At 72.6% G+C, this 23,029-nt stretch carries 19 protein-coding genes; 10 read left to right on the top strand and 9 right to left on the bottom strand.

What is annotated here, in order from left to right; all coding sequences use genetic code 11:
* Positions 1-7 precede the first annotated feature (7 nt).
* Complete coding sequence (locus AC07DS_RS00940) at positions 8-580, bottom strand: MarR family winged helix-turn-helix transcriptional regulator (RefSeq protein ID WP_391333486.1); 573 nt, start codon at positions 578-580, stop codon at positions 8-10.
* A 155-nt stretch (positions 581-735) separates the two neighbouring features.
* Between AC07DS_RS00940 and AC07DS_RS00935 the strand changes: the two genes are divergently transcribed.
* The gene (locus tag AC07DS_RS00935) at positions 736-1,569 is read left to right on the top strand and encodes an ATP-grasp domain-containing protein (protein ID WP_479141418.1); all 834 of its coding nucleotides are present in this window, start codon (positions 736-738) and stop codon (positions 1,567-1,569) included.
* A gap of 138 nt (positions 1,570-1,707) precedes the next feature.
* Positions 1,708-2,469 carry a peptidoglycan-binding domain-containing protein gene (locus AC07DS_RS00930; RefSeq protein ID WP_479141417.1) on the top strand — a complete coding sequence of 254 codons (762 nt, stop codon included), beginning with the start codon at positions 1,708-1,710 and terminating at the stop codon, positions 2,467-2,469.
* A gap of 292 nt (positions 2,470-2,761) precedes the next feature.
* Here the strand turns inward: AC07DS_RS00930 and AC07DS_RS00925 are convergent, their stop codons facing one another.
* From AC07DS_RS00925 to AC07DS_RS00905, 5 genes are all read right to left on the bottom strand, one after another.
* Positions 2,762-3,139, bottom strand: coding sequence for a hypothetical protein (locus tag AC07DS_RS00925; RefSeq protein WP_479141415.1), 378 nt, complete (start codon positions 3,137-3,139; stop codon positions 2,762-2,764).
* A gap of 458 nt (positions 3,140-3,597) precedes the next feature.
* Positions 3,598-4,515 carry a MurR/RpiR family transcriptional regulator gene (locus AC07DS_RS00920; RefSeq protein ID WP_479141414.1) on the bottom strand — a complete coding sequence of 306 codons (918 nt, stop codon included), beginning with the start codon at positions 4,513-4,515 and terminating at the stop codon, positions 3,598-3,600.
* A gap of 82 nt (positions 4,516-4,597) precedes the next feature.
* Entirely contained in the window at positions 4,598-6,304 is a 1,707-nt protein-coding gene (locus AC07DS_RS00915) for an ArnT family glycosyltransferase (RefSeq protein WP_479141412.1), read from the bottom strand.
* Positions 6,305-6,410: 106 nt separating this feature from the next.
* Positions 6,411-8,333: a phosphatase PAP2 family protein gene (locus AC07DS_RS00910; RefSeq protein WP_479141410.1), complete on the bottom strand. Its 1,923-nt coding sequence runs from the start codon at positions 8,331-8,333 to the stop codon at positions 6,411-6,413.
* Positions 8,334-8,553: 220 nt separating this feature from the next.
* Positions 8,554-9,456: a BadF/BadG/BcrA/BcrD ATPase family protein gene (locus AC07DS_RS00905; RefSeq protein ID WP_479141408.1), complete on the bottom strand. Its 903-nt coding sequence runs from the start codon at positions 9,454-9,456 to the stop codon at positions 8,554-8,556.
* A gap of 260 nt (positions 9,457-9,716) precedes the next feature.
* Here AC07DS_RS00905 and AC07DS_RS00900 point away from each other — a divergent pair, with 260 nt between their 5' ends.
* The 5 genes from AC07DS_RS00900 to AC07DS_RS00880 all read left to right on the top strand — a co-directional run bounded on the left by AC07DS_RS00900 (position 9,717) and on the right by AC07DS_RS00880 (position 16,248).
* On the top strand, positions 9,717-10,838 hold the full coding sequence (locus AC07DS_RS00900) for an ROK family protein (protein WP_479141406.1): 1,122 nt from the start codon (positions 9,717-9,719) through the stop codon (positions 10,836-10,838).
* 271 nt (positions 10,839-11,109) lie between these two features.
* Positions 11,110-12,441, top strand: a complete 1,332-nt coding sequence (locus tag AC07DS_RS00895) for an ABC transporter substrate-binding protein (RefSeq protein ID WP_479141404.1) — start codon at positions 11,110-11,112, stop codon at positions 12,439-12,441.
* A gap of 53 nt (positions 12,442-12,494) precedes the next feature.
* Positions 12,495-13,475: a carbohydrate ABC transporter permease gene (locus tag AC07DS_RS00890; protein ID WP_479141403.1), complete on the top strand. Its 981-nt coding sequence runs from the start codon at positions 12,495-12,497 to the stop codon at positions 13,473-13,475.
* A 48-nt stretch (positions 13,476-13,523) separates the two neighbouring features.
* Positions 13,524-14,411 carry a carbohydrate ABC transporter permease gene (locus AC07DS_RS00885; protein ID WP_479141401.1) on the top strand — a complete coding sequence of 296 codons (888 nt, stop codon included), beginning with the start codon at positions 13,524-13,526 and terminating at the stop codon, positions 14,409-14,411.
* Between the two features lie 7 nt (positions 14,412-14,418).
* Complete coding sequence (locus AC07DS_RS00880; RefSeq protein WP_479141400.1) at positions 14,419-16,248, top strand: hypothetical protein; 1,830 nt, start codon at positions 14,419-14,421, stop codon at positions 16,246-16,248.
* Between the two features lie 4 nt (positions 16,249-16,252).
* Here the strand turns inward: AC07DS_RS00880 and AC07DS_RS00875 are convergent, their stop codons facing one another.
* Positions 16,253-16,894 (bottom strand): nucleoside/nucleotide kinase family protein, encoded by a 642-nt coding sequence (locus tag AC07DS_RS00875; RefSeq protein WP_479141398.1) that lies wholly within the window; start codon positions 16,892-16,894, stop codon positions 16,253-16,255.
* A 119-nt stretch (positions 16,895-17,013) separates the two neighbouring features.
* Between AC07DS_RS00875 and AC07DS_RS00870 the strand changes: the two genes are divergently transcribed.
* Together AC07DS_RS00870 and AC07DS_RS00865 are read left to right on the top strand one after the other, a co-directional pair.
* Positions 17,014-17,754 (top strand): HAD family hydrolase, encoded by a 741-nt coding sequence (locus AC07DS_RS00870; RefSeq protein ID WP_479141396.1) that lies wholly within the window; start codon positions 17,014-17,016, stop codon positions 17,752-17,754.
* Positions 17,751-20,093 carry a glycoside hydrolase family 65 protein gene (locus AC07DS_RS00865; RefSeq protein ID WP_479141395.1) on the top strand — a complete coding sequence of 781 codons (2,343 nt, stop codon included), beginning with the start codon at positions 17,751-17,753 and terminating at the stop codon, positions 20,091-20,093. The genes AC07DS_RS00870 and AC07DS_RS00865 overlap by 4 nt, the downstream gene beginning before the upstream one ends.
* A 3-nt stretch (positions 20,094-20,096) precedes the next feature.
* On the opposite strand, the gene AC07DS_RS00860 is transcribed toward AC07DS_RS00865, so the two are convergent.
* Together AC07DS_RS00860 and AC07DS_RS00855 are read right to left on the bottom strand one after the other, a co-directional pair.
* Entirely contained in the window at positions 20,097-20,990 is an 894-nt protein-coding gene (locus tag AC07DS_RS00860; RefSeq protein WP_479141394.1) for a M56 family metallopeptidase, read from the bottom strand.
* Positions 20,987-21,370, bottom strand: a complete 384-nt coding sequence (locus tag AC07DS_RS00855) for a BlaI/MecI/CopY family transcriptional regulator (protein ID WP_479141392.1) — start codon at positions 21,368-21,370, stop codon at positions 20,987-20,989. Before AC07DS_RS00855 ends, AC07DS_RS00860 begins: the two co-directional genes overlap by 4 nt.
* Positions 21,371-21,538: 168 nt before the next feature.
* On the opposite strand from AC07DS_RS00855, the gene AC07DS_RS00850 reads away from it, so the two are divergent.
* Positions 21,539-23,026 carry a hypothetical protein gene (locus AC07DS_RS00850; RefSeq protein WP_479141390.1) on the top strand — a complete coding sequence of 496 codons (1,488 nt, stop codon included), beginning with the start codon at positions 21,539-21,541 and terminating at the stop codon, positions 23,024-23,026.
* The last annotated feature ends 3 nt before the right edge of the window (positions 23,027-23,029 follow it).

The following is a 23,029-nucleotide window of genomic DNA, read 5'->3' as shown; positions in this document are numbered from 1 at the left end:
GCGCCGCTCAGTTCCTGGCGCGCCGCCCACTTCGCCGGGGCGCCGGCTCGGCCCCGCCGAGCAGCTCCCGGCGACGCTCCTCACCGTGCTCCTCGACCTGCAGGACGACCCGTCGCAGCCCCTCCGCGAGGCTGCGGCACTCGGCGTCGCTCAGACCGGCGGTGACGAACGCCTCCTCCTCGTTGAACTGCGGGAACACCCGCTGCATCAGGTCCTCGCCCTTGTCGGTGAGGCTCAGCAGCACAAGCCGCCCGTCGTCCGGATGCCCGGCCCGGGCGAGGAGCCCGCGCGACTCCAGCGTGCGCGCCACACCGGTGAGCGTGCCCTTGGAGATCCCGGCCTCCTCCGCCACGTGCCGGGTCTCCGACTCACCCCACACCCACACCACCCAGAGCACGACGAACGCCGTCCAGGTCAGGTCGGAGCCGCGCAGCACCGAGTTCTCCAGGTGCTGCCGCACCGCGGAGGCGGCCCGGTAGATGTTGGCCACGGCCGCCATCTGCTCCCGGCGGATCGGGACGCCGCCGAGCTTCGCCGACGCGAGCCGTTCGGCTTCGGTGATGGATCGCTGGCCGGGCACGGGCGCTCCTCGGGTCGCTGAGCGGGACACCCACGGCCGGGTCCCCGCCACGGGAGATCGTTCGGCCTCAAATTGTACGGAGGAACGGGCCGGGGGCGGGAGCGGCCACCCCTGGACGTAACCTTTCTGCACGCCAGCTGTCCGAGGAGATCCCCATGTCCGCCGCACGTCCCCGCGTCCTCTACGTCACCGACCTGGCGTACCCGGCCAGCGGGCGCCGCTACGGCGACGAGGACGTCTTCCTGACCTCGCGGCTGCGTACGCACTTCGACCTCGCCCTGTGCCATCCGCTGGACGCGGCCGCGCTGATGGACGCCTACGACGCGGTCGTCGTCCGCAACAGCGGGCCCGTGCTCGGCTACCAGAAGGAGTACGCGGCCTTCCGCGCGCGTGCGCTCGACAGCGGGGCCCTGGTGTACAACCCGCTCAGCGGCAAGGCGGACATGGCCGGCAAGCAGTACCTGCTCGACCTGAGCGCCGCCGGCTTCCCGGTCATCCCCACCGTCGACCGTGCCGAGGACCTGCACAAGCTGCCCGTGGCCGACCGCTACGTGGTGAAGCCCAAGACCGGCGCCGACTCCCTCGGCCTGCGGATCCTGCCCGCCGCCGGCCTCGCCGACGGCACCGTCCTCGTCCAGCCGTGCGTCGACTTCGCCTACGAGGTGTCCTTCTATTTCGTCGACGACGACTTCCAGTACGCCCTCTACGCACCCGACCCGGCGCGCCGCTGGGAGCTGCGGCCGTACGCCGCCACCGCCGCCGACCTGGAGTTCGCCCGCCACTTCATCGACTGGAACGGCCTCGGCCACGGCATCCAGCGCGTCGACGCCTGCCGCGCGCCGGACGGCGAGCTGCTTCTGGTCGAGCTGGAGGACCTCAACCCCTACCTGTCCCTGGACGCCCTCCCTGAGGAGGCCCGGGACGCCTTCGTCACCGCGCTGACGGCGTCCCTGAGCCGGTTCGTCCAGGGAGCGCTCACCCCGGCCTGACGGTGATCCGCTGCGTCGCGCCCGCCGTCGCGGTCAGGGGTCGGGGGAGAGGGGCGGGGCTGAACGGCTGTGGTGTGTGCGCCGTATCTCAGCACGGGGACCGCGGATCCCGTACGCACGGGACGGAAGGAGAGCAGGGTGCCGACACCGCCCGATCCTGAACAGCCGCACCCCGGACCGGTCCTCGAACCCGTCCGCGTCGTACGACTGCGCCGCTTCGACGCCCTCGCGGAGCTGATGCGGGAGATGCTCCCGGAACGCGAGACGTTCGAGTCCTTCGGCACGGCACCCCTGCCCGGTGCCGGCGCGCCCCGGACATCCGTCCCCGAGGACGACACCCAGGAGTTGCCCCCCTTCCCGCCCACCCGGCAGACCTCGCGCAACGGCAACGGCAACGGCAACGGCAACGGCAACGGCAACGGCAACGGCAACGGCAACGGCAACGGCCGTTCGGCCCCGGGGCTGCGGCGTGCCGCTGTCGCCGTGGCCGTCGGAGCGGCCGCGGTGGTCGGCTTCGGCTGCGCCCTCCTGCTCCCCACGCGGCAGGAGGCGGACGCGAGCCCACAGCCGTCCCACACCACCACGACCACACCGACGGCCACCGCTCCGGCCGCGCCCGCCACCACACCGGGCACCACCCCGGCCGCCGACCCCGACGGCGTGGGCACCCTCCGGCAGGGCGACACCGGTCCCGAGGTCGCCGAACTGCAGCAGCGCCTGCTGCGCGTCCCCGACGTCTACCGGGACGGATCGACCGACGGCACCTACGACACCGTCCTCACGGAGGCCGTGGCCCGCTTCCAGCTCTGGTACGGCATCAGCGGCGACGAGACGGGCGTCTACGGCAACGACACGCGCCGCGCACTGGAGTCCCGGACGAGCCCCGACGGCGGAGGCTGAGCGGCCGGGCTCGAACACCGGGCAAGGCCTCGGGAAAACATCGTGGACGACCGGCCCGCGGGCCCCACCATGGGCTCACCCTGCGGCCCGCCGCCGGGCGCACCTCGCACCACGAACGAAGGCCATGCCGATGACCGGCTCCCGCATCCCGGGCCTGCTAGTGCCCGCCGTCCTCCTGCTGGCCCTGGTTGTCGGCGCCTGCTGGTACTGGCGACACCGCAACGACGACTGACGACATCGTGCCGACAGGCGAGATGGTGACGACAGGCGACCAGCGCCGACCGGTGACGACTCAGCGGGGCATGCCGCGGGCTGCCAGCGCCTCGCTGACCGCGCGGACACTGCGCGCGATGTGCTGCAGCTGAAGCACCTCGGCCGCGTACATCTTGATCGTGTGCTCGATGACCGACTCGGGCAGGCCGAGGACGGGCAGTTCGGCCCGCGCGGTCTGCAGTGCCGTCCGGGCCACCCGGATCTCCTGCTGGACCTGGATCTGCGCGTGCCGGGCGAGCAGGACGGGGTGCCGGATCAGCGCCGGGTAGCTGGCGTAGCGCGCCGGGACCAGCTCGCGCAGCCACTTGGCCGCCGAGCGTTCCCAGTCGTAGCTGCCGGGCATCTTGACCTGGCAGGGCCAGTCGGGGCTGAGGCGCGTGGTGGTGGTCAAGGACATGGGCAATCGCTTCCGGTGTGCGGCGTCGTGAGGGTGGTCCGACGGTTGGGGCGGCCCCGGCCTAGGGGATGGCCGGGGCCGCCACGGGCGCATCGCCTGGGCGGTGCGCCACCGGACACCCTGTTCGCCGACGTGGGTAGGGGACGGCGGCTGAGGGTGTCCGAGCGGGGGCCCCGGACGCGGAGGACCTGCGCGGCTGGAGTGCTTGCGTGCGCATGGGCGGTCCGTCGGCTTTCTCGGGGCGGTGTGCGAGCGGTGAGTCCCGCGGGTGTGGAACGAGCCCGGAGTCGACCGGGCGAGATCCGTGAGCAGTATTTATATATACCGACGGGTTTGCAAGACGTATGAAAACATTCATGCGGGATATGCGTTGAATGATCCTCTGACGGCGAAAGATCCCCGTGCGGGGCGCGTGGGACCGGAAGAACTGCGGGATGCGTCTTTCGCGGGCGGAAGGTTCAGTCCTTCAGGAAGAACTGCTGCTGGTCGGCGCCCTGTTCGTACTTCTCCAGGCGGGCCTGGGTGCGTTCCGGATCGGCGTCGGTCATGGCCTGAAGCAGGGCCGCGGCCATCACTCCGGGCGCCGCGTAGGAGTCGAAGACCAGGCGGGAGCCGGTGCCGGTGGCGAAGGTGACGTCGGCCTCGTCGGCCAGCGGACCCAGTGCCAGGTCGGTGATCAGGGCAACCTTCAGGCCGGCCTCGCGGGCGACCCGGAGCGCGGTGAGCGTCTCCTGCGCGTGCCGGGGCATGGCGAACGCCAGCACCCAGGTGCCGCCGGCCTCGCGTGACTGGAGCAGCGCGTCGTAGGCCACGCTGCCGCCGCGCGTCACCAGCCGTACGTCGGGATGGATACGACGGGCGGCATAGCCGAAGTACTCGGCGAGTGACACGGAGATGCGCAGCCCCAGCACGGTCAGCGGGGTGGAGCGGGACAGCGCGCGGCCGACCTGGATCACCCGGTCGGGGTCGGCGAAGTCGCGGCGCATGTTCTCCAGGTTCTGGATCTCGGCGTCGACGGCCGCCTGGAGCTCGTTGGCGCGGTCCACCTCGCCGGGCCCGCCCGCCAGCGTGCTCAGCGCGATCGACTGGAGCTTCTCCCGAAGCGCCGGGTAGCCGCTGAAGCCGACGGCGGCGGCGAAGCGGGTGACCGAGGGCTGGCTGACGCCCACGCGGTCCGCCAGCTCGGTGATCGACAGGAACGCCGCCTCGGTGATGTGCTCGATCAGGTACTGGGCCACGCGGCGCTGTCCCGGGGACAGCCGGGGGCCGTCGAAGAGTTCCCTGAGCTGGGAGGTCGGTGCGGCCCCGGCCTCCGGTGCACTCTTGCCCGAGGTGATCGCTGATGCCTGGGCGCGTGCCTGCTGCGGCGAGGGCACCGACCCGTCTCCTTTGTCTCCCACGACCACTCAACATAGCTCACCGACCGTCATGACCAGGGGCTGTGACGGGCTGGCAGGCTCACCGCCGGTACAAGGTGATCGAATGACCCACTTGATCGATCGGTCGGCTGGACTCGATCAATTCGGCCAGCCGGCCACGTGCCTTGGCCACCGCGGAGTCCGACACGACGAGCAGTCCGTGCACCCGGCCGGGCGGCACCGTGCGCGGATCGGCGGCAGGGATGCCGTAGTACGACGGCACACCGCTGCCCTTGTAGACCAGCCACACCCGCTCGCCCGGGTACCGCTGCCGGAGGCGGTCGGCGAGCCGGCCGAGGTCCTGGCCCCAGTCCACGTTGGAGTCGTGCAGCAGCCGATGGGTGTTGGCCGGCCCGCCGAACGCCTCGTTGGCATAAGGCAGGTAGTACGGGAACGTGCGCAGTGAACTCACCGCCACCCACAGCACCAGCAGCCCCGTCAGCACACCCGACCGGCGCCACCGCAGCGCGGGCACACAGGCTCCCGCCACCGCGAGGAACACCGGCACGAACAGTGCGTACCGGGTACCGAAGTCCCGCGAGCCCGTCATCGCCGCCGCCAGCAGCACCACGGGCGGCAGCAGCAGATAGGGCGCGGCGGGCCGCAGCCGTCGCACCGTCAGTACGGCCATGACACCGGCCGCGCCCAGCGCGAGCAGCCCGAGCGGGGTCTTCACCAGCAGAGCCGCGGGCAGGTAGTACCAGAGCGACCCCGTGTACAGGCGCCCGAACAGATAGCCCTGCCAGGGGTAGTCCTCCAGGCCGAACTGCACCCGCATCCCGGCCCGGTACGCCTCCGGCAGCGGCAGCAGGTCCGTCACGCGCCCGCGCAGGCCGTGCACGGCCGGCACCGGCTCGGCGGGCGTGAACCGCAGCCCGGGATCGACCGCCAGATACGTGACCCACACGACGGCGACGGCCACCAGTGCCACGGCCGCCGCCCCCGCGAGCCCCAGGAGCACCTTCCGGCGCCGCTCGGCACCCCGCCGGGCGGCCCACACCGACACCGCCGCGAGGAGCATCACCACGGGGATCGCGGGCAGGGCGCTCATCTTCGTCGCGACCGCCGCCCCGAGGGCCGCCCCACAGAGCGGCAGGTACAACCGGGGCCGGTCCCGGGCCCGCCAGGCCAGCCAGGCGGACGTCAGCACGAACCCGGCGGCCGGCATGTCCAGCGTGGCCAGCGAGCCGTGCGCGATCACGTCCGGCGAGAAGGCGTACAGCGCGAGCGCCGTCAGCCCGCCCGCAGCGCCCCTCAGCTCATGCGCGAACGCGAACACGACCAGCCCGAACAGCAGGGTCAACGCGATCACCGGCAGTCGTGCCCACAGCATCAGCCGCCATGGATCGTTGCCCGACTCGTACAGCAGATGCCGGCCCACCTCGCCCTGCGTGCCGGTGTACGACGGGTCGTAGTGCGGGTCGGCCACCGACACCCCGGCCGCGATCAGCAGCTTGCCGAGCGGCGGGTGCTCGGGGTTGTAGCGCACCCGGTGCTCATGCACATAGTCGGTGGCCGTCGCCACGTACACGGGCTCGTCGATGGTGGGCGTCTGCCGGACCGCCGTGGTGACCATCGCGGCGGCCATCTGGGCCAGCAGCAGTGCCACCAGGAGCGGCACCAGCCACCGCCGCCGGCGGCGCAGCCCGGCGTGCAGACGGTCCCGGGCCGTACTCCGCCGGGGGCTGTCGTCCGCGGGGGCCTCGGCTACGAGGAGCTGGGCCGTGTGCTGTGCGCGCGCCATCATCCGCCCCACGGTGCGCCGGCCGTGCGGTGGCGGGAGTCAGGCCCGACAGGACCTGGCCGGGGCCGGATCATGGTCCTACTGTCGCACCGCTCCCGCCACCGGGGCGTCACCGCTTCACGAGTCGTACCGACAGACCTTCTGCCGTGTACACGGGTACGGCCCGCAGCGCGTCGGAGTTCAACTCCACGCGGTCGAACTGCCCGCGCAGCCGGGGCACGTCGAGCACCGGCAGCGTGCTGCCCGCGGCCGGCGGCCGCTCGGTGTCCAGCCGCAGCGACAGCACGGCCGAACGGCCCAGCACCGCAAGGTGCTTCACGGTCAGCGGTGCCTTGCTGCCCGCGCGCAGGGTGACCTCCAGGGCGCCGGAGTCCTGGGCGTACCCGCCGCGCACCCGCAGCCGCTCGCCGACCCGCAGGGTGCCGCCCGAGACCCGCACGTCCCCGTGGCCGAGTGCGTCCTCGGAACCGGCCGACAGCACACCGGACTCCAGTACCGTCCCGCCCCTGTACCGGTTGCGGCCGGTCAGCGTCAGCGTGCCGGTGCCCCGCTTGGTCAGGCCGCCGCACCCGTCGATGTCGTTGCGCCAGCTGTCGGCCGCCGAGAAGCCGCCGGCGGTGGCGTCCAGGGTGACGGTGACGCCCGAGTCGAAGGCGCCGTAACCGTCGGCCGCGGCGAACAGGTTCAGCCGCCCCCACTGCTCGACGCCGTCGAGCAGCACGTACCCGGCGGGCAGACCGGTGGTGCGCAGCACCTCGCGGCGCTGGTCCGCGTCCAGGTACGGCAGCCGGGTCTCCAGCAGCACCTCGGCGCCCTTCGGCACGGTCAGCGGCGCGCCGTGGCCCTGTCGGGTCAGCACGTACGTCAGCCGGGGCCGGACCGAACGGGCGTTGGCCTCGCGGTCGGCGTACGGGTCGGTGTCCGGGTGCGCGTAGGCGTACAGGGTGTCGGCGGTGGTGCCGGTCTGCGCGGTGAAGTGGGCGAGGGCCTGGGCGCGGGCGGCGGCCTTCAGCCCGGCGTTGGCCGGGTCGGCCAGCGTTGCCGCGGCCAGCGCGGTGGCCATGACGCGGCCGCCGATGACGTCGACGGTGCTGTGCATGCCCGCCACGATCCGGGTGTGGCTCAGCTCGAAGGCGCGCGTCACCAGCTCCTGGAACCGCTCGGGCACCGCGTACGCGTAGGCGAGGGCGGCCAGGTGGAAGGCGTTGGTGTGGCCGCTCGGGAAGCCGCCGTCGTCGGCAGGGGAGGTGCCGCGCTGGCGCAGCAACTGCGGGGCGACCACCACGTCGGACTCGTACACCGGGTAGCCGAGCGCGTCCTTCGCGCCGGTGTCGACGACCTCGCCGTCCTCGTTCATGCGCCACGGACGCGGGTACTGGTAGGCGTACTTGGCCGGGTTTCCGGAGGCGTACGGACCGCGCACGGTGTCGACCAGTTCGGCGACCTTGCCGAGCGCGGAGTCGTGGGAACCGGCGCCGAGCGCCGAGCCGGCCGGGGCGTCCGCGGGCACCGCGTCGCTCACGGTGGTCGCCGGGGTGCCGTCGGGTGCGCTGGTGATCGAGGTGACCGCCTCGGCGCCCGCCCTGTAGAGGCCGGCCAGCGGGCCGAGACCGGCGATCATCGCGTAGCTCTGGTGCTGGCGGTCGTAGACGAACGCCTCCTTCGCCTGCGCGTCGGTGCGCCCGGTGGTGATCCGGGCGCAGTAGAGCATGTTGGCGCGCAGCACCTCGGGGCGCAGCGGGATGCCGGTGTTCCAGGCCGAGCCGGTCTTCCACACCTGGGCGAAACCGCCGAGGATCCGGACCACCGCGTTGGTCTCGGGGGTGAGGTCGGCCAGGACGTTGGTCCGGTAGTCGTCGACGAACGCGGCGGGGACGGTCGCGGCCCTGGCGTCGGCGGCGGACAGCCACGCGGCAAAGGCCGGGGCGGCGAGCACACCCGCCGCGCCCATCGAGGTCTTGAGGAAACCGCGTCGGCCCAGGGCGGTTCCACGGGCCGGCGAGGAGGAGCGGAGCCCGGCGGGTGATGGCATGCGTGTGCCTCTCTCGAGTTCTTCGGCCGGACGGCGGCCGGGGGAGTGGCCCACGGGACCGCCCGGCGCGCACGGCCGAGACGCCCGGCCGCGATGTGCCGAAGTGTGCGATCCCGTGGGAAAGAAGTTGAACGAGTGAATATCTAGGCCGGGGCGGTGTCCCGTCGGGGAGTCCCCGGCGACGAGGGCGTGTGCGGCTGGTGAACGCGGGGCGCGCCGTTCACAGGATCGAACGCGCCAGCGCCACCGCCCCGTTGACGGGAGGCACCCGCAGCGGGTGCGGCCGTGCTCCGGGCAGGGCGTCGCAGAGCGCGGCGGCGAAGGCGCCGTACAGGAGCGGCTGGGCGAGGACGGTGCTGCCCGCGACCACCACGTCGTCCACGGTGAGGCCGCGGTCGGCGAGCCGGACGACGAGCGCGGCGAGGGAGCGGCCCCCGGCCGCTATCACCTCGTGGGCGAGCCGGGAACCCGCCTCGGCGGCCGAGAACAGGACCGGGGCGTGCCGGCCCCACTCGGCGGAGACGTCCGAGGCACTCTCCAACGCCGCGCCGAGCCCGGGCACTTCGGGTACGTCGAACGCGGCGAGCAGTGCGGCGGCCAGCGCGTCGGGTGCCTCACCGCGGTCGTGGGCGGCCCGGCAGGCCCGTGCGGCTTCCCGGACCAGCCCGGCGGAGCCGCCCTCGTCGCCGAGGACCGCGCCCCAGCCGCCGGCCTGCACCGGCGTGCCGTCGGCCGCGTGACCGACCGCGACCGATCCGGTGCCCGCGACCAGACCGACCCCCTTCTCCAACCCGGCTGCGGGGACGAGGAGTTCGGCGTCGCCGACGATCAGCGCGGGCACGTCCAGGACATCGCCCAGGGCGGCCCGGATCGCGGCGCACTGGCGCGGTGTCTCGCAGGCGTGCCCGCCCACGGCGAGGGCCGCCGGCCGGAGTCCGGCCGGCAGGGCGTCGTCGAGCAGTGCGGCCAGCCAGGCCGCGGCGGCGGCAGGGGCGTGCGGCCGCCAGCCGCTGCTGGAACGGACACGGTCGGCGACCGGATCACCTCCGGCAAGTGCCCTCAGGTGGGTCTTGGTGCCGCCCACGTCGATCCCGACCACGAGGGGATGCGGAACGTCCTGCACGGATCCTCTTTCGTCGTCCGCAGGGAGCTGTGCTGCAGGAGCCGTGCTCCCTGGTGCTGTGCTGCGACGGCGGGCGAACCGCGCCTCGATGAACGGCTGCAGAAGGTGTCGGGAAGCCCCGGGACGGGCTTCGGCGGCGGCCACGGCAGGCGAGTACCGTGAGTTCGTTAGGAAATTAACTAACGAAGTAGAGTGCGTCAAGGGGCACGCAATCCCGGCGCCCCTCACCAGCAGACTGCGGATCGAATCCGGGGGAGAGCATGATCCTGAGCGAGAGCGCCCGCGCGGTGTTCGCCGTCCTGGCCACGGCCGGCTCCGCCACCCGCCCCCGGCTGGCGGCCGACGCGGGCCTTTCGAAACCGACGGTCTCCGCCGCCGTGGCCGAACTCGAGGCCGCGGGGCTCGCCGCCCACTCCGGTACGGCCTCCAGCGGCACCGGCCGCACCGCCGCCGTCTACCGTCTCGGCCCGGCCGCCGGGACCGTGCTCGCCGTGGACCTCGGCCCCGCCCACACCCGGGTACGCGGCTGCGCCCTCGACGGCAGCCTGCTCGCCCAGGCCACCACCTCCCGGGCCGATGCCGCCGACGCCGTGCGCGAGACCCTCGCCGCGCTGCCCGCCGGCGCCCCGCTGCGCACCATCGTCGTCGCCGTCGGCGACGTCACCGCACAGGACCGGGACGGCACCGGCATGCGGCCCGCGACCGCCAAGGCCGGGCCCGCCTACGATGCCATGGCCGTCGCGCTGCCGCCCGGTGTCCCCGTCCACCTCGAGAACAACGTGAACTGCGCCGCGCTCGCCGAACTGCACGAGGGCGCCGCCCGCGGCCGCCACACCTTCGGCTATCTGCGGATCGGCGTGGGGATCGGCCTCGGCATCGTCGTCGGCGGCCGGGTGCTGCGCGGAGCGAACGGCGCCGCGGGCGAGCTGGCCCGGCTGCCCTACCCCTGGGACGACGACCGTGAGCCGCGCCGCGAGGCCCTGGAGGAGTACGTCGGTGCGCACTCCCTGCTGCACCGGGCCGAGCAGGCCTGGCGGTCCGCCGACGGTCCCTGCCCCCGCACCACCGAGCAGCTCTTCGCCCTCGCCGCCGAGGGCCGGGCGACGGCCCGCGCGGTCGTCGCCCGCCATGCCGCCGACGTGGGCAGGCTTGCCGCCGCCGTGGCCGCCGTGCTGGATCCCGGGCTGATCGTGCTCGGCGGCAGCACCGGCGCGGACCCGCAGCTCCTCCCGGGTGTCCGGGCCGAACTGGAGCGGCTGAGCTGGCCCACCGAAGTGGTCAGCAGCACGGTCGGGGACCTCGGAACCGTCGCCGGCGCGGCCGGACTCGCGGTCGCACGCGGAGTCCAAACCGTGACCGAGGCCGTGCGGGCGAAGGATTGACGGCCTCCGACTCGGTCTGCCAATGTCCGGACAAGCGCTTTCTAGGCCGGGCGGGACCCCGGCTCGAGGGTGGGCGTCCCGACCGTACGTGAGGTGCGGCAGCCAGGCGAGGGCGTGCTCGCCGGGCGACGGCCGTCAGGGCCGGGGACCGCACCCGTCAGGAGTGCCGCGGCCGGGCGAGGCCGCATACCGGAAAGCGATTCCAACACCAAGGCGCCCGAGCCGAGTTGACCGGCTCCGGGATCCGTCACGCACCTTCAGGGAGGACCCGGTGGGTCACCAGATCTCGCGCAGAACCCTCTTCCGCACCGCGAGCGGGCTGGCCGTCGCCGGCGCGCTCGGCTCCACGCTCGCCGCCTGTGCCGGCGGCACCGGGGCGGGCAGCGACAGCGGCAGGCTGACCATGACCTGGTGGGGCAGCGACGACCGGCACGCCGCGTACAAGAAGGCCCTCGCCGACTTCCGGAAGAAGAACTCGAAGATCGAGATCGAGACCCGTTACCAGGGCTACGACGGCTACTTCGACAAGTTCAACACCCAGGTCGCCGGCGGCAGCACCCCCGACCTGATGCAGATGGACACCGCGCTGGTCGCGCAGTACGCCCGCAAGGGCATCCTCGCCCCGCTCGACTCCTACGTCGGCAAGTCCCTCGACCTGACCGGCTTCTCGAAGACGCTCCTGGCCGCCGGTACCGTCGACGGCAAGCTGTACGGCGTCCCGTCCGGCATCGGCGTCAACCAGCTCACCGTCAACCGCTCCGGCCTGGAGCAGCTCGGCCTGAAGCTGCCCGACCACGAGTGGACCTGGAACGACCTGAAGAAGATCGCGACCGACGTCTACAAGAAGAGCGGCGGCAAGCAGTACGGCGTCGACGACGGCGGCGGCTCCACCCTGCAGTGCTTCGAGATCTTCGCCCGCGAGAAGGGCCGGCAGTTCTTCTCCGACGACGGCAAGAAGCTCGGCTTCACCGCCGACGTCCTGCAGGAGTGGTGGGAGTTCTGGGCCGGGATGCGCCGGGACCACGCCTCCCCGCCGCCCGCCGTCACCTCGGCCGCGCACAACGACCTCACCAAGAACGCGGTCGTCATCGGCAAGGCCCTGTTCACCTTCGACTCCGGTGTCTACGGCGCAGGCGGCTCGATCACCGACGCCCAGCTGGACTTCCTGCCCACCCCGCAGGGCGACTGGTCCGGCGCCCGCGAGGGCAACTTCGTCAACGGCGGCGTGCTGCTGAGCGCCACCAAGGCCAGCAAGCAGGTCGCCGACTCGGTGAAGATCATGGACTTCTTCGCCCAGGACGCCACCGCCATCAAGGACATGCAGCTGCTGCGCGGCATCCCGCCGACCGAGAAGGCCCGTTCGCTGATCTCCGGCGGGCTGACCGAGACCGACAAGCTGAACATGGCGAACGCCGACTACATCTCCCGGCGGGTCGCCAAGGCCGCGGGCGCGCTGCCCGCGCCGGTGCCCCCGCCCAAGGGCGCGGACCAGATCTGGGACCTGCTCTTCCAGTCCAACCTGGCGGTCGCCTTCGGCAAGAAGTCCGTCAAGGCGCAGCTGAGCGAGTTCTTCGACCAGGCGCAGTCGATCCTCGCGGGCTGACCGCCCGCCCCAGCACAGTCAGGCACCGGGAGAGGGCCAGGGAGAAGATGAGCATGACCACCACCAAGACCGACGAGGTCGTGGGGGAGACGCCGGCGGCGCCGGCGACCCCCGCCGACCGGCGCGAGCGGGAACGGATGCGCCGGCGCGCCGCCAGACGGCTCGGCGGGGGATGGTGGCCTTACCTCTTTCTGGCCCCCTGGTTCGTCGGCCTGTTCGGCCTGACGGTCTACCCGATGCTGGATTCGCTGTACCTGTCCTTCACGGACTTCGACCTGCTCTCGTCCGCCAAGTGGGTCGGCACGGACAACTACTCGCGCATGTTCACCGACGACCCGGTGTTCTGGGACTCGGTGCACGCCACCCTGCTGTACGTCCTCGTCTCCGTGCCACTGAAGCTGGCGCTCGCCCTCGGCGTGGCGATGCTCCTGAACCGGGACCTCAAGGGCATCGGCCTGTACCGGGCCGCCTTCTACCTGCCCTCGCTGCTGGGCGGAGCGGTGGCCGTGGCCATCGTGTGGCGCCAGGTCTTCGGTGGCGACGGCCTGTTCAACGACTTCCTCGGCTGGTTCGGCATCGAGGGCCAGGACTGGATCTCCAGCCCCGACTCCGCGCTCTACACGCTCGTCCTGCTGGCCGTCTGGCAGTTCGGCACCCCGATGGTCATCTTCCTCGCCGGACTGAAGCAGTTGCCCAAGGACGTCTACGAGGCGGCGGCGATCGATGGCGCCCGGCCCGTCACCCGGTTCTTCCGGATCACCCTTCCGCTGCTCACGCCGATCGTCTTCTTCAACGTGGTCCTGCAGATCATCGACGCGTTCAAGACGTTCACCCCCGCCTTCGTGATCAGCAACGGCACCGGGGGGCCGATCAACTCGACCATGCTGTACTCGCTCTACCTGTACAAGAAGGGCTTCACCGACCTGCAGATGGGGTACGCCTCGGCGCTTGCCTGGGTGCTGTTCCTGGTCATCGCCGGCTTCACGGCGGTCAACTTCGTCGCCGGCCGCTACTGGGTGCATTACGACGACTGACGTCGTCAGAGTCCGATTCGACGCCTGAGCGAGGAGTCCGCACACCCCATGTCCGCCATCACCCCGCCCCGATCCGCGATGTCGCCGCTGCAGAAGCTCCGCTCGGCCACCGGCACCCGCCGCATCTTCCTCCACACCGTGCTCATCGGCGTCGCGGTCGTCATGCTGTACCCGCTGCTGTGGATGCTCAGCAGCTCGCTCAAGCCCGACACCGAGATCTTCACCCACCCGGGGCTGATCCCGGACCGGCTGCACCCGCAGAACTACTCCGAGGGCTGGAGCGGCTCCGGCAACTCCTTCTCCCTCTACATCACCAACTCGCTGATCGTCACGATCGGGGCGGTGATCGGGAACGTCATCTCCTGCTCGCTGGCCGCCTACGCGTTCGCGCGCTTCGAGTTCCGGGGCAAGAAGATCTGGTTCGGCCTGATGCTCGGCACGCTGATGCTGCCCACGCAGGCCGTCCTGATCCCGCAGTACACGATCTTCTACAACCTGACCTGGATCAACACCTACCTCCCGCTGATCGTGCCGAAGTTCCTGGCGACGGACGCGTTCTTCGTCTTCCTGATGGTCCAGTTCATCCGTTCCATCCCGCGCGAGCTGGACCAGGCTGCCATGATGGACGGCGCCAACCCCCTGCAGATCTACTGGAAGATCATCCTGCCGCTGATGAAGCCGGCCCTGATCACCACCACGATCTTCACCTTCATCTGGACGTACGACGACTTCCTGCACCAGCTCGTCTACCTCCAGCAGAACGACAAGTTCACGGTCCCGCTCGGGCTGACCCTGTTCCTGGACCAGACGAGCGGCTCCTCGTACGGCGCGATGTTCGCCATGTCGGCCATCGCGCTCGCGCCCACGCTCATCTGCTTCCTCATCTTCCAGAAGAGGCTGGTGGAAGGCATGGCGACCTCCGGCATGAAGGGCTGATCCACCCGTGTATCTCCCGCACCAGCGCGGCCCGTTGCACGACCTCCCGGACACCCCCGAGACATACGACGCGGTCCTCGCCGACGTCACCGCGCAGGCCCTGTCCCGGCTCACCCCCGAGGGCAGTCTCGAACACCCCGACGCCGGCGACGACATCGGCGACACCTCCCTCGGCATCACCTCCCTGCTCGCCCTCGCCTGGCAGCGCGGCCGGGACCCCCGGCTGCCCGAGGCGGTGCGCCGCAGCCTCGCCTTCCATCTGCGCGAGCGTGTCTACACCGACGACAACCCCGGCTACCCGAACCTCCGCATCACCGACTCCGGCCTGCCCTACGCCCGTTACGTACTGGAAGCGGGCGCACACCCCATCGGTGACTGGCCGAGCACGGTGTGGGCGCTGCTCCAGGCGGTCAACGTCCTCGACTCGGCCGACGGCCTCCTGGAGGACGAACAGCGCACCGCGCTCACCGAGCTGGCCCTCGGATACTGGCGCCGGCTGACCGAGTCGAGCTTCTTCAACCCGCAGGAGGCGGGCAACCAGGCCATCGGCTGTGTGGTCGGCGGACTCATGCTGGCCCGCCATCTCCCCGACGGGCAGGGCGACCGGGTCCGCGCCCGCGCGCTCGCCCTGTACTCCGGGGAGATCCGCGCCCACCGGGTCCGCGACCGGGGTGCCCTGCTGCCGCCCGAGCACGGCGGCGCGTACGACAACAACTACGGCCCGATCTCCCTCTCCTTCCTCGCCCAGGCCCACCGGGTCAGCGGCGAGGAGATGTTCGCCGAGGACGGGGAGGCGCTCGCCCGCTACATCGACGCCCGTCTGACGAGCGGCGGCTTCGACAACGGCGGCCCCCGCTACAGCGAACAGCACTCCGGGTTCGAATCCGTCCTGGGCCTGCGCTACTTCAGCGCACGCATCGGCGCGGACCTGGGCCGTTACCGGGGCGACACCCGCTGGGGGCGGCACGCGGTCCAGCGCGACGGCCGCGTGGACGGACACTTCGCCTTCATGCTGGTCTGGCAGATCCAGGACACCAGCCACTGGCACCGCGTCCCGTCGACCGCACCCGCCCGCCACCAGCTGCGCCGCGGCACGGTCTCCGTAGCCTTCGACAACCGCATGACCCCCTCGCTCGTCGAGGTGGCCGGTACCTACTACCTGCCCGCAGCCGTGCGCCGCCAGCACGGGTTCGGCCCGGTCACGGACGGCTTCCTGCTGTGCCGTCCGATGGGTGAGGTGCGCGTGCGCGACGTCCGCGCCGACGGGCTCGCGGCCAAGCTGGTCACCAAGCCGGTCGTCGGTCGCGACCATGTGCTGCGCCATGTCCGCTCGCTGTACGTCACCGACGGCACCAGCCTCTGGGTGACGGTCGCCGTCGAGCGGCTCGACGGGGCGCCGTACCTGCTGTCCGGGCTGCCGTACGCCGCCGACGACGGCGACCGGGTGCGCCGCGTGGCCGAGGGCGAGGTCGTCGCCGCGGGCGGGCTGCGCCTCACGCATCCCGCGGACCCGGGCCCCGACCACTTCGACGCCCGCGCCGAACTCACCCAGGAGCAGGCGGCGTTCGCACTCGCCGCCGACCCGCGCGGCTACGGCAACCCCGACGAGGGCTGGCGCCACCTGACCGGCTCCACCGCACTGGAGGCCGCCCCGGCACCGGGCGCTCCACCGGGCCTGCACGTGTTCGCCGTACGCTACGGGCCCGGCGGCCCCTTCTCACCCGCCTTCGACAGCGACGAGCGGGGGCTGACGGTACACACCGAGGCGTTCACCGCGGTGGTCGGCGATCCGGTGGGTGATGCCGCCGGCGAACCCGTACTCACGCTGAGCGTCTGAGGACCTAGGGCAGCGCGCCGGGCGGCACGATCAGGTCCGCCCGGTCCCGCGTCATGGCGATCAGGTCGGCGTTGCGCTGGTCCGTCCCCAGGACCCAGGCCACGGCCGCATCGCGCTCCTTGCCGAACTCCTCGTGCCGGGCGACCAGCCGCCTGATCCGCTCCTGCTCGTCGATCTCGCAGTACCACACCTCGTCCAGGCACGACCGCACCCGCGCCCACGAACCCTCCGCCAGCAGCAGGTAGTTGCCCTCCGTCACCACCAGCCGGGCCGTCGGCGGCACGGGGACCGCGCCCGCGATCGGCTGCTCCAGGACCCGCTCGAACCCGGGCGCGTACACCACCTCGCCGGTCTCCTCGCGCAGCCGCCGCAGCAGTGCCGCGTACCCGGCCGCGTCGAAGGTGTCCGGCGCGCCCTTGCGGTCGCGGCGGCCGAGCCGGTCCAGCTCGACGTCGGCCAGATGGAAGCCGTCCATGGGGACGTGCGCCACCCAGGGCGGTCCGTCGGCGTTCAGGGCGCGCACCAGGTGCCCGGCCAGCGTCGTCTTTCCCGAGCCCGGTCCGCCCGTGATCCCGAGGATCGCGCGCCGCCCGTCCCGGGCGAGGGCGCGGGCCCGGGTGAGCAGGTCGTCGAAGGTCAGCGGCACACAGCAGAGTGTGTCACCGGCGGCGACGACGGTGAGAGCCGGGCCGGAAGGTTCGAAAGTCTGGCTGGTGTGGCGCTCGCCACCCACTGGAGCGCACTCCATGGGGAAAGGTGCTGGGTATGACTCAGCTCGGTCTGCCCGACACCATCCTGGCCTGTCTGTTCGATCTCGACGGGGTCGTCACCAAGACGGCCGTCGTGCACGCGGCCGCCTGGAAGGAGACGTTCGACGCGTTCCTGCGCGAGTACGAGGGCCCGCAGGCGCGGCCGTTCGACGAGATCGCCGACTACGACGAGTACGTCGACGGACGCCCGCGCGCCGACGGCGTCCGCTCCTTCCTCGACTCGCGCGGCATCCACCTGCCCGAGGGCGGCCCCGGCGACCCGCCCGACGCCCGCACCGTGCACGGCCTCGGCAACCGGAAGAACGATCTGCTGCTGGAGCGGATCCGCACCGGCGGTGTGGAGGCCTACGAGGGCACTCTGCGCTATCTGGAGGCCGTCCGCGCACAGGGCCTGCGCACCGCGATCGTCTCCTCCAGCGCCAACTGCCGGGACATGCTGCGGGCCGTCGGCGCCGAGCACTTCTTCGACGTCCGCATCGACGGCGTGGTCGCCACCGAGCGGAACCTGCCGGGCAAGCCGCACCCCGACACCTTCCTGGCCGCCGCCCACGACCTGGGCGTCGAGCCGGCGCAGGCGGCCGTCTTCGAGGACGCGCTGGCCGGTATGGACGCGGGCCGCTCGGGCGGCTTCGGATACGTCGTGGGCGTCGACCGGGCCGGACAGACCGACGCCCTGTACGCACACGGCGCGAGCATCGTCGTCAAGGATCTCGCCGAGCTGGGAGGCAAGCAGTGATCACCCACCGGTCGTACACGGTCGAGCCGTGGGCCGTGCGCGAAACGGAACTGAACCTCGACGTCCTCGCCCAGAGCGAGTCGGTGTTCGCGCTGTCCAACGGCCACGTCGGCTGGCGCGGCAACCTGGACGAGGGCGAACCGCACGGCCTGCCCGGCAGCTACCTCAACGGGGTGCACGAGGTGCACCCGCTGCCGTACGCGGAGGCCGGCTACGGCTATCCGGAGTCCGGGCAGACGGTCATCAACGTCACCAACGGCAAGATCCTGCGGCTGCTGGTGGACGACGAGCCGTTCGACCTGCGCTACGGCCGGCTCGTCGCCCACGAGCGCGTCCTGGACCTGCGCCGCGGAGTGCTGGAGCGGACCGTCGAGTGGACGTCCCCGGCCGGCTCGACGGTCCGGGTCCGCTCGACCCGGCTGGTGTCGCTGACCCAGCGGGCGGTGGCAGCGGTGGCGTACGAGGTGGAGGCCGTAGGCCGCCGCAGCCGGGTGGTGATCCAGTCCGAGCTGGTCGCCAACGAACAGCTGCCCGGCTCGAACGGCGACCCGCGCGCGGCGATGGCGCTGCAGTCGCCGCTGGAGCGGGAGGACGACCTCGCCGTCGGCAACCGGCTGCGGCTGGTGCACCGCACCCGGCGCAGCGGTCTCAGGGTGGGCGTGGCCGCCGACCACGTGGTCACCGGTCCCGAGCGCACCACGACCCGCAGCGAGAGCGGCGGCGACGTCGCCCGGCTCACCGTCACCTCCGTCCTGGAGCCTGGCCAGACGCTGCGGGTGGAGAAACTCGTCGCCCACGGCTGGTCCGGCACCCGCTCGCTGCCCGCGATGGCCGACCAGGTCGACGCCGCCCTCGCGGCCGCCGCACACGACGGCTGGCAGGGACTCCTGGACAGCCAGCGGGCCCACCTGGACGACTTCTGGTCCGGCGCGGACGTCGAGGTGGACGGCGACGAGGAGATCCAGCAGGCAGTACGGTTCGCCCTCTTCCACGTCCTGCAGGCCGGGGCCCGTGCCGAGCAGCGGGCGATACCCGCCAAGGGCCTCACCGGCTCCGGCTACGACGGCCACGCCTTCTGGGACACCGAGATGTTCGTGCTGCCCGTCCTCACCCACACCGCCCCGGAGGCCGTCGCCGAGGCGCTGCGCTGGCGGTACAACACCCTCGACGAGGCACGCGAGCGCGCCACCCAACTGGGGCTCGGCGGTGCCGCGTTCCCCTGGCGGACCATCCAGGGCGCGGAGGGCTCGGCGTACTGGCCGGCCGGCACCGCGGCCTTCCACGTGAACGCGGACATCGCCGACGCGGTCGTCCGCTACGTGGAGGCCACCGGTGACACCCGCTTCGAGCGGGAGGCTGGAGTGGAGCTGCTGGTGGAGACCGCCCGCCTGTGGCGCTCGCTCGGTCACCACGACCACCGCGGGGTCTTCCACATCGACGGCGTCACCGGCCCCGACGAGTACAGCGCGGTGGCCGACGACAACACGTACACCAACCTGATGGCCCGCCAGAACCTGCTCGCCGCCGCCGACGCCGCCGAACGGTACCCGCGCGAGGCCGAGCGCCTGGGCGTGGACGCGGAGGAGAGCGCGGCCTGGCGCGATGCCGCCGAGGCCGTGCACATCCCCTACAACGACGAACTCGGCGTCCACGAGCAGCACGCCGGATTCACCCGCTACCAGCGCTGGGACTTCGCGCACACCCGCCCCGAGCAGTACCCGCTGCTGCTGAACTTCCCCTACTTCGACCTCTACCGCAAACAGGTCGTCAAGCAGGCCGACCTGGTGCTGGCCATGTACACGTGCGGCGACCGCTTCGACGACGAGCAGGTGGCCCGCAACTTCGCCTACTACGAGCCGTTGACCGTACGCGACTCGTCCCTGTCCGCCTGCTGCCAGGCTGTCGTCGCCGCCCAGGCGGGCCATCTGCGGCTCGCCTACGACTACACGGCCGAGGCGGCCCTGATGGACCTGCAGGACCTGGAGCACAACACCCGGGACGGACTGCACATCGCCTCGCTGGCCGGGACCTGGATGGCGCTGGTCGCGGGCTTCGGCGGACTGCGCCGCGACGGCGAGGGACTGCGGTTCGCGCCGCGTCTGCCCGAACGGCTGCGCCGCCTGGCCTTCAGCCTCCAGTTCCGCGGCCGCCGCCTCAGGGTGGAGATCGGTGCGGACAAGACGACGTACGCGCTGCTGGACGGGGAGCCGCTCACGCTCCACCACCATGGGGAGGCGCTGCGGGTGAGCACCGACGAGCCCGCCGTCCGCTCCGTACCTCCGGTCAGCCCGCGCCCGGACCCCGAGCAGCCCCTGCACCGGGCGCCGAACGCCGGCTGAGCGTCAGTTCGGCGTCCCGGACAGCAGGCCGAGCAGGTCGCCCGTCGCGTCGGCGGCGAGCAGAGCGGCGAGGGTGCCCAGGGCGAGCACGGCCACCGCTGCGGGCCACAGCTGCGGGGGCGGGCTCGTCTGGAGCGCCGCGATCCGGCGGGAGACCGCGCGGTCGGTGAAGTTCAGGGTGCACGCCGGGCGGGCCTGCCCGGCCGTGAGGGCGGCCCGGGCCAGGGCACGGGCGGTGGTCCGCCGGTTCCCGACGGCGGTCGCCGCCTGCTCGTCCGCCCAGCGCTCCACGAGGAAGACCACGGTCGAACGGACCGGTGCGAGCAGCGGGTTGGCCGCCTCGGCCAGGGTCGCCGCGGTCACCAGCGGCCCGTGCCGGTGGGCCAGATGCGCGCGCTCGTGGGCGAGCAGCACCCGTCGCTCGTCCGGCGCCAGCGCGCCCAGCATCGCCGAGGTGACCAGGATCCGGCCCGGCCGGCCGGGGATCGCGAACGCCTGCGGCACCTCGGAGGCGGCGACGATCAGCTCCGTGTCCGCGGGCTGCCCCGCACACAGCCGTCGCAGCGCCCGCCGGGTACGCCGCTCGGCGCGCACCGCCCGGTGCAGCCGCCACACGACGACGGCCAGCGCCACCGCGGCGGCGACGCCGATCACCTCCGGCACCGGATCCACCAGCCGACGCCCGTCCTCACGGGCCTCCCGCACCACCGGTGGCGCGTCCCCGACCAGCGCGGCGGCCAGCAGCACCAGCGTCCAGGTCGTGGCCGCGGCGGTCAGTACGGCCGCCGACGTCAGCACGCGCGCCGCGAGTGCGGGCGCCACGCGGCCGCCGATCACCGGCGCGGCGCCGGACAGCAGCAGCGACAGCAGCAGTGGGGTGTAGACGTCGAACCTCATGCGCCGCCTCCGGCGAGCAGTTCGCGCAGCGCCCGCTCCTCCTCGGGACTCAGACGGGTCACGAACTGCTGGAGCGCCGCGATCGGGTCCGGGCCCCGGTCCAGGGCCTCGTGCATGGCCTCGGCGGTCAGCTCCGCCGCGTTCTTCGCGGGACGGTACGCGCCGCGCCGCCCGTCGGCGTCCCGCAGCACCAGGCCCTTGTCGTACAGGCGTTTGAGGATGGTGTGCACGGTGTTGTAGGCGAGTCCGCCGCCTATCTCGGTCTGGATCTCCGCCGGTGTCAGCGGCCGCTCCGTGGCCCAGAGTGCGGCCAGTACCTCGCTCTCCAGCTCCCCGGCGCTGCGCCGCTCCGCCCTGTTGCGGGACCCTGTGCCAGCCATGCCCCAACCTTACAGCGCGTAGTGCCGTCGACCGGATGGCCCTGTTCTCCCGACATGAGCCCGCGATCCGCGTTAGTTTGTCGGTGTTTTCCCCGATCCCGGTTCTCGGTCCCATGGGCTGTAGGGTGCAAGTCAACCCTACGAGCTGTAGGGGGGAGAGGGGTGATCATGATCGGCAGCGCGCACGCCACAGCCGACACGGCCCGGCGCGAGCGCTCGGGCCGCCCGTCCGCCGGCACCGGACGGGCCCGCGTCACCTGGCCGCTCGCGGCCGTCGCGGCGGCCTTCGCACTGGCCCAACTGCTCCTGGTCCGGCCCGGCATGGGCCTCGGCTGGGACGAGACGGTGTATGTCAGCCAGGTCAGCGGACACGTTCCGGCCGCCTTCTTCAGCGCACCCCGCGCGCGGGGCGTCTCCCTGCTGGTCGCGCCCGTCGCCGCCTGGTCCTCCTCGACCGCGCTGCTCCGGGTCTACCTCGCGCTGCTGTCCGGTTTCGCCCTCTTCCTGGCCCTGCGCGCCTGGCGGGGCCTGTTCCCCGTCCCGGTGCTCGCCCTCGCCGGCGCCCTGTTCGCCTCCCTGTGGGTGTCCCTGTTCTACGGTCCCCAGGCCATGCCCAACTACTGGGTGGCCGTCGGAGCCCTCGCCGCCGTGGCCTGCTTCCTGCGCGCCCGCGCCGACCGGGCCGACCGCGCCGCACTGTGGGGCCTGGGCGCGAGCGCGGCGCTGATGGCCTGGATGCGCCCCGTGGACGCCGTCTGGGTCACCGTGCCGCTCCTCGCCCTCGCCCTGGTGCGCCACCACTGGCGCCCCCTCCTCGTCCTCCTCACCGGGCTCGCCGCCGGAGCCCTCGAGTGGGTGATCGAGGCGTACGTCAGCTACGGCGGCCTCGCCCGGCGCCTCGCCGACGGCTCCGCGATCCAGGGCGGACTCGGCCTGCACTTCGCCGTCGTCGACCAGTTGCGCAGCCTCGGCGGGCGGGCGCTGTGCCGGCCGTGCACGGGGGCGCTGCCCAACCCGGTGGTCACCGTCTGGTGGTTCGTGCTGCCCGTACTCGCCGCGCTCGGCCTCACGGTCGCGGTCCGGGCCCGGCGCACGACACCGACCCTGCTGCCTCTCGCCTGCGCGGCCACGGCAGCCGTCCCCTACCTGTTCCTGATCGGCTACGCGGCGCCCCGCTTTCTGCTCCCCGCCTACGCCCTGCTGTCGATCCCCGTCGCCGTCGCGCTCGTCCATCTGGTGACCGCGCCCGCCCGGGCCTGGCGGCCGGTGGTCGCCGGCCTGCTGGCGCTCGGGCTCGCCGCCCACCTCGCGGTGCAACTCGCCGTCCTGACGCGCGCCGTGGACCGCACCACCGCCGCCCACCACGACTGGTCCCGCACCGCCGCCGCGCTGCACGGGCTCGGCGTCCGCTCGCCCTGTCTGGTCACCGGGCACGAGGCCATCCCGGTGGCGTTCTACGCCGGCTGTTCCTCGGCGGCGACGACCGGGCACAACGCCAACAGCACGGCAGGGACCATCACCCGCACCGCGCGCCACACCCCGGTCGCCGCCCTGGTGCCCGCGGGCTCCCGGCCACCGCGGTACGCCCGCTCGTGGCCCTCCGTGCCGCTCGACGGACTGCTCCTCTACTACGCCGTACCGGAGGGCGGTTCATGACCT

This window comes from Streptomyces sp. NPDC044064 (assembly GCF_056434245.1).
This window is presented reverse-complemented; position numbering and strand designations above follow the sequence as displayed.

Excerpts from the sequence above, each read along its gene's own strand:
- AC07DS_RS00870 (WP_479141396.1), top strand. The coding sequence starts at position 17,014 with ATGACTCAGCTCGGTCTGCCCGACACCATCCTGGCCTGTCTGTTCGAT.
- AC07DS_RS00890 (WP_479141403.1), top strand. The coding sequence starts at position 12,495 with ATGACCACCACCAAGACCGACGAGGTCGTGGGGGAGACGCCGGCGGCG.
- AC07DS_RS00860 (WP_479141394.1), bottom strand. The coding sequence starts at position 20,990 with ATGAGGTTCGACGTCTACACCCCACTGCTGCTGTCGCTGCTGCTGTCC.
- AC07DS_RS00850 (WP_479141390.1), top strand. The coding sequence starts at position 21,539 with ATGATCGGCAGCGCGCACGCCACAGCCGACACGGCCCGGCGCGAGCGC.
- AC07DS_RS00885 (WP_479141401.1), top strand. The coding sequence starts at position 13,524 with ATGTCCGCCATCACCCCGCCCCGATCCGCGATGTCGCCGCTGCAGAAG.
- AC07DS_RS00935 (WP_479141418.1), top strand. The coding sequence starts at position 736 with ATGTCCGCCGCACGTCCCCGCGTCCTCTACGTCACCGACCTGGCGTAC.
- AC07DS_RS00925 (WP_479141415.1), bottom strand. The coding sequence starts at position 3,139 with ATGTCCTTGACCACCACCACGCGCCTCAGCCCCGACTGGCCCTGCCAG.
- AC07DS_RS00915 (WP_479141412.1), bottom strand. The coding sequence starts at position 6,304 with ATGATGGCGCGCGCACAGCACACGGCCCAGCTCCTCGTAGCCGAGGCC.
- AC07DS_RS00910 (WP_479141410.1), bottom strand. The coding sequence starts at position 8,333 with ATGCCATCACCCGCCGGGCTCCGCTCCTCCTCGCCGGCCCGTGGAACC.
- AC07DS_RS00855 (WP_479141392.1), bottom strand. The coding sequence starts at position 21,370 with ATGGCTGGCACAGGGTCCCGCAACAGGGCGGAGCGGCGCAGCGCCGGG.
- AC07DS_RS00900 (WP_479141406.1), top strand. The coding sequence starts at position 9,717 with ATGATCCTGAGCGAGAGCGCCCGCGCGGTGTTCGCCGTCCTGGCCACG.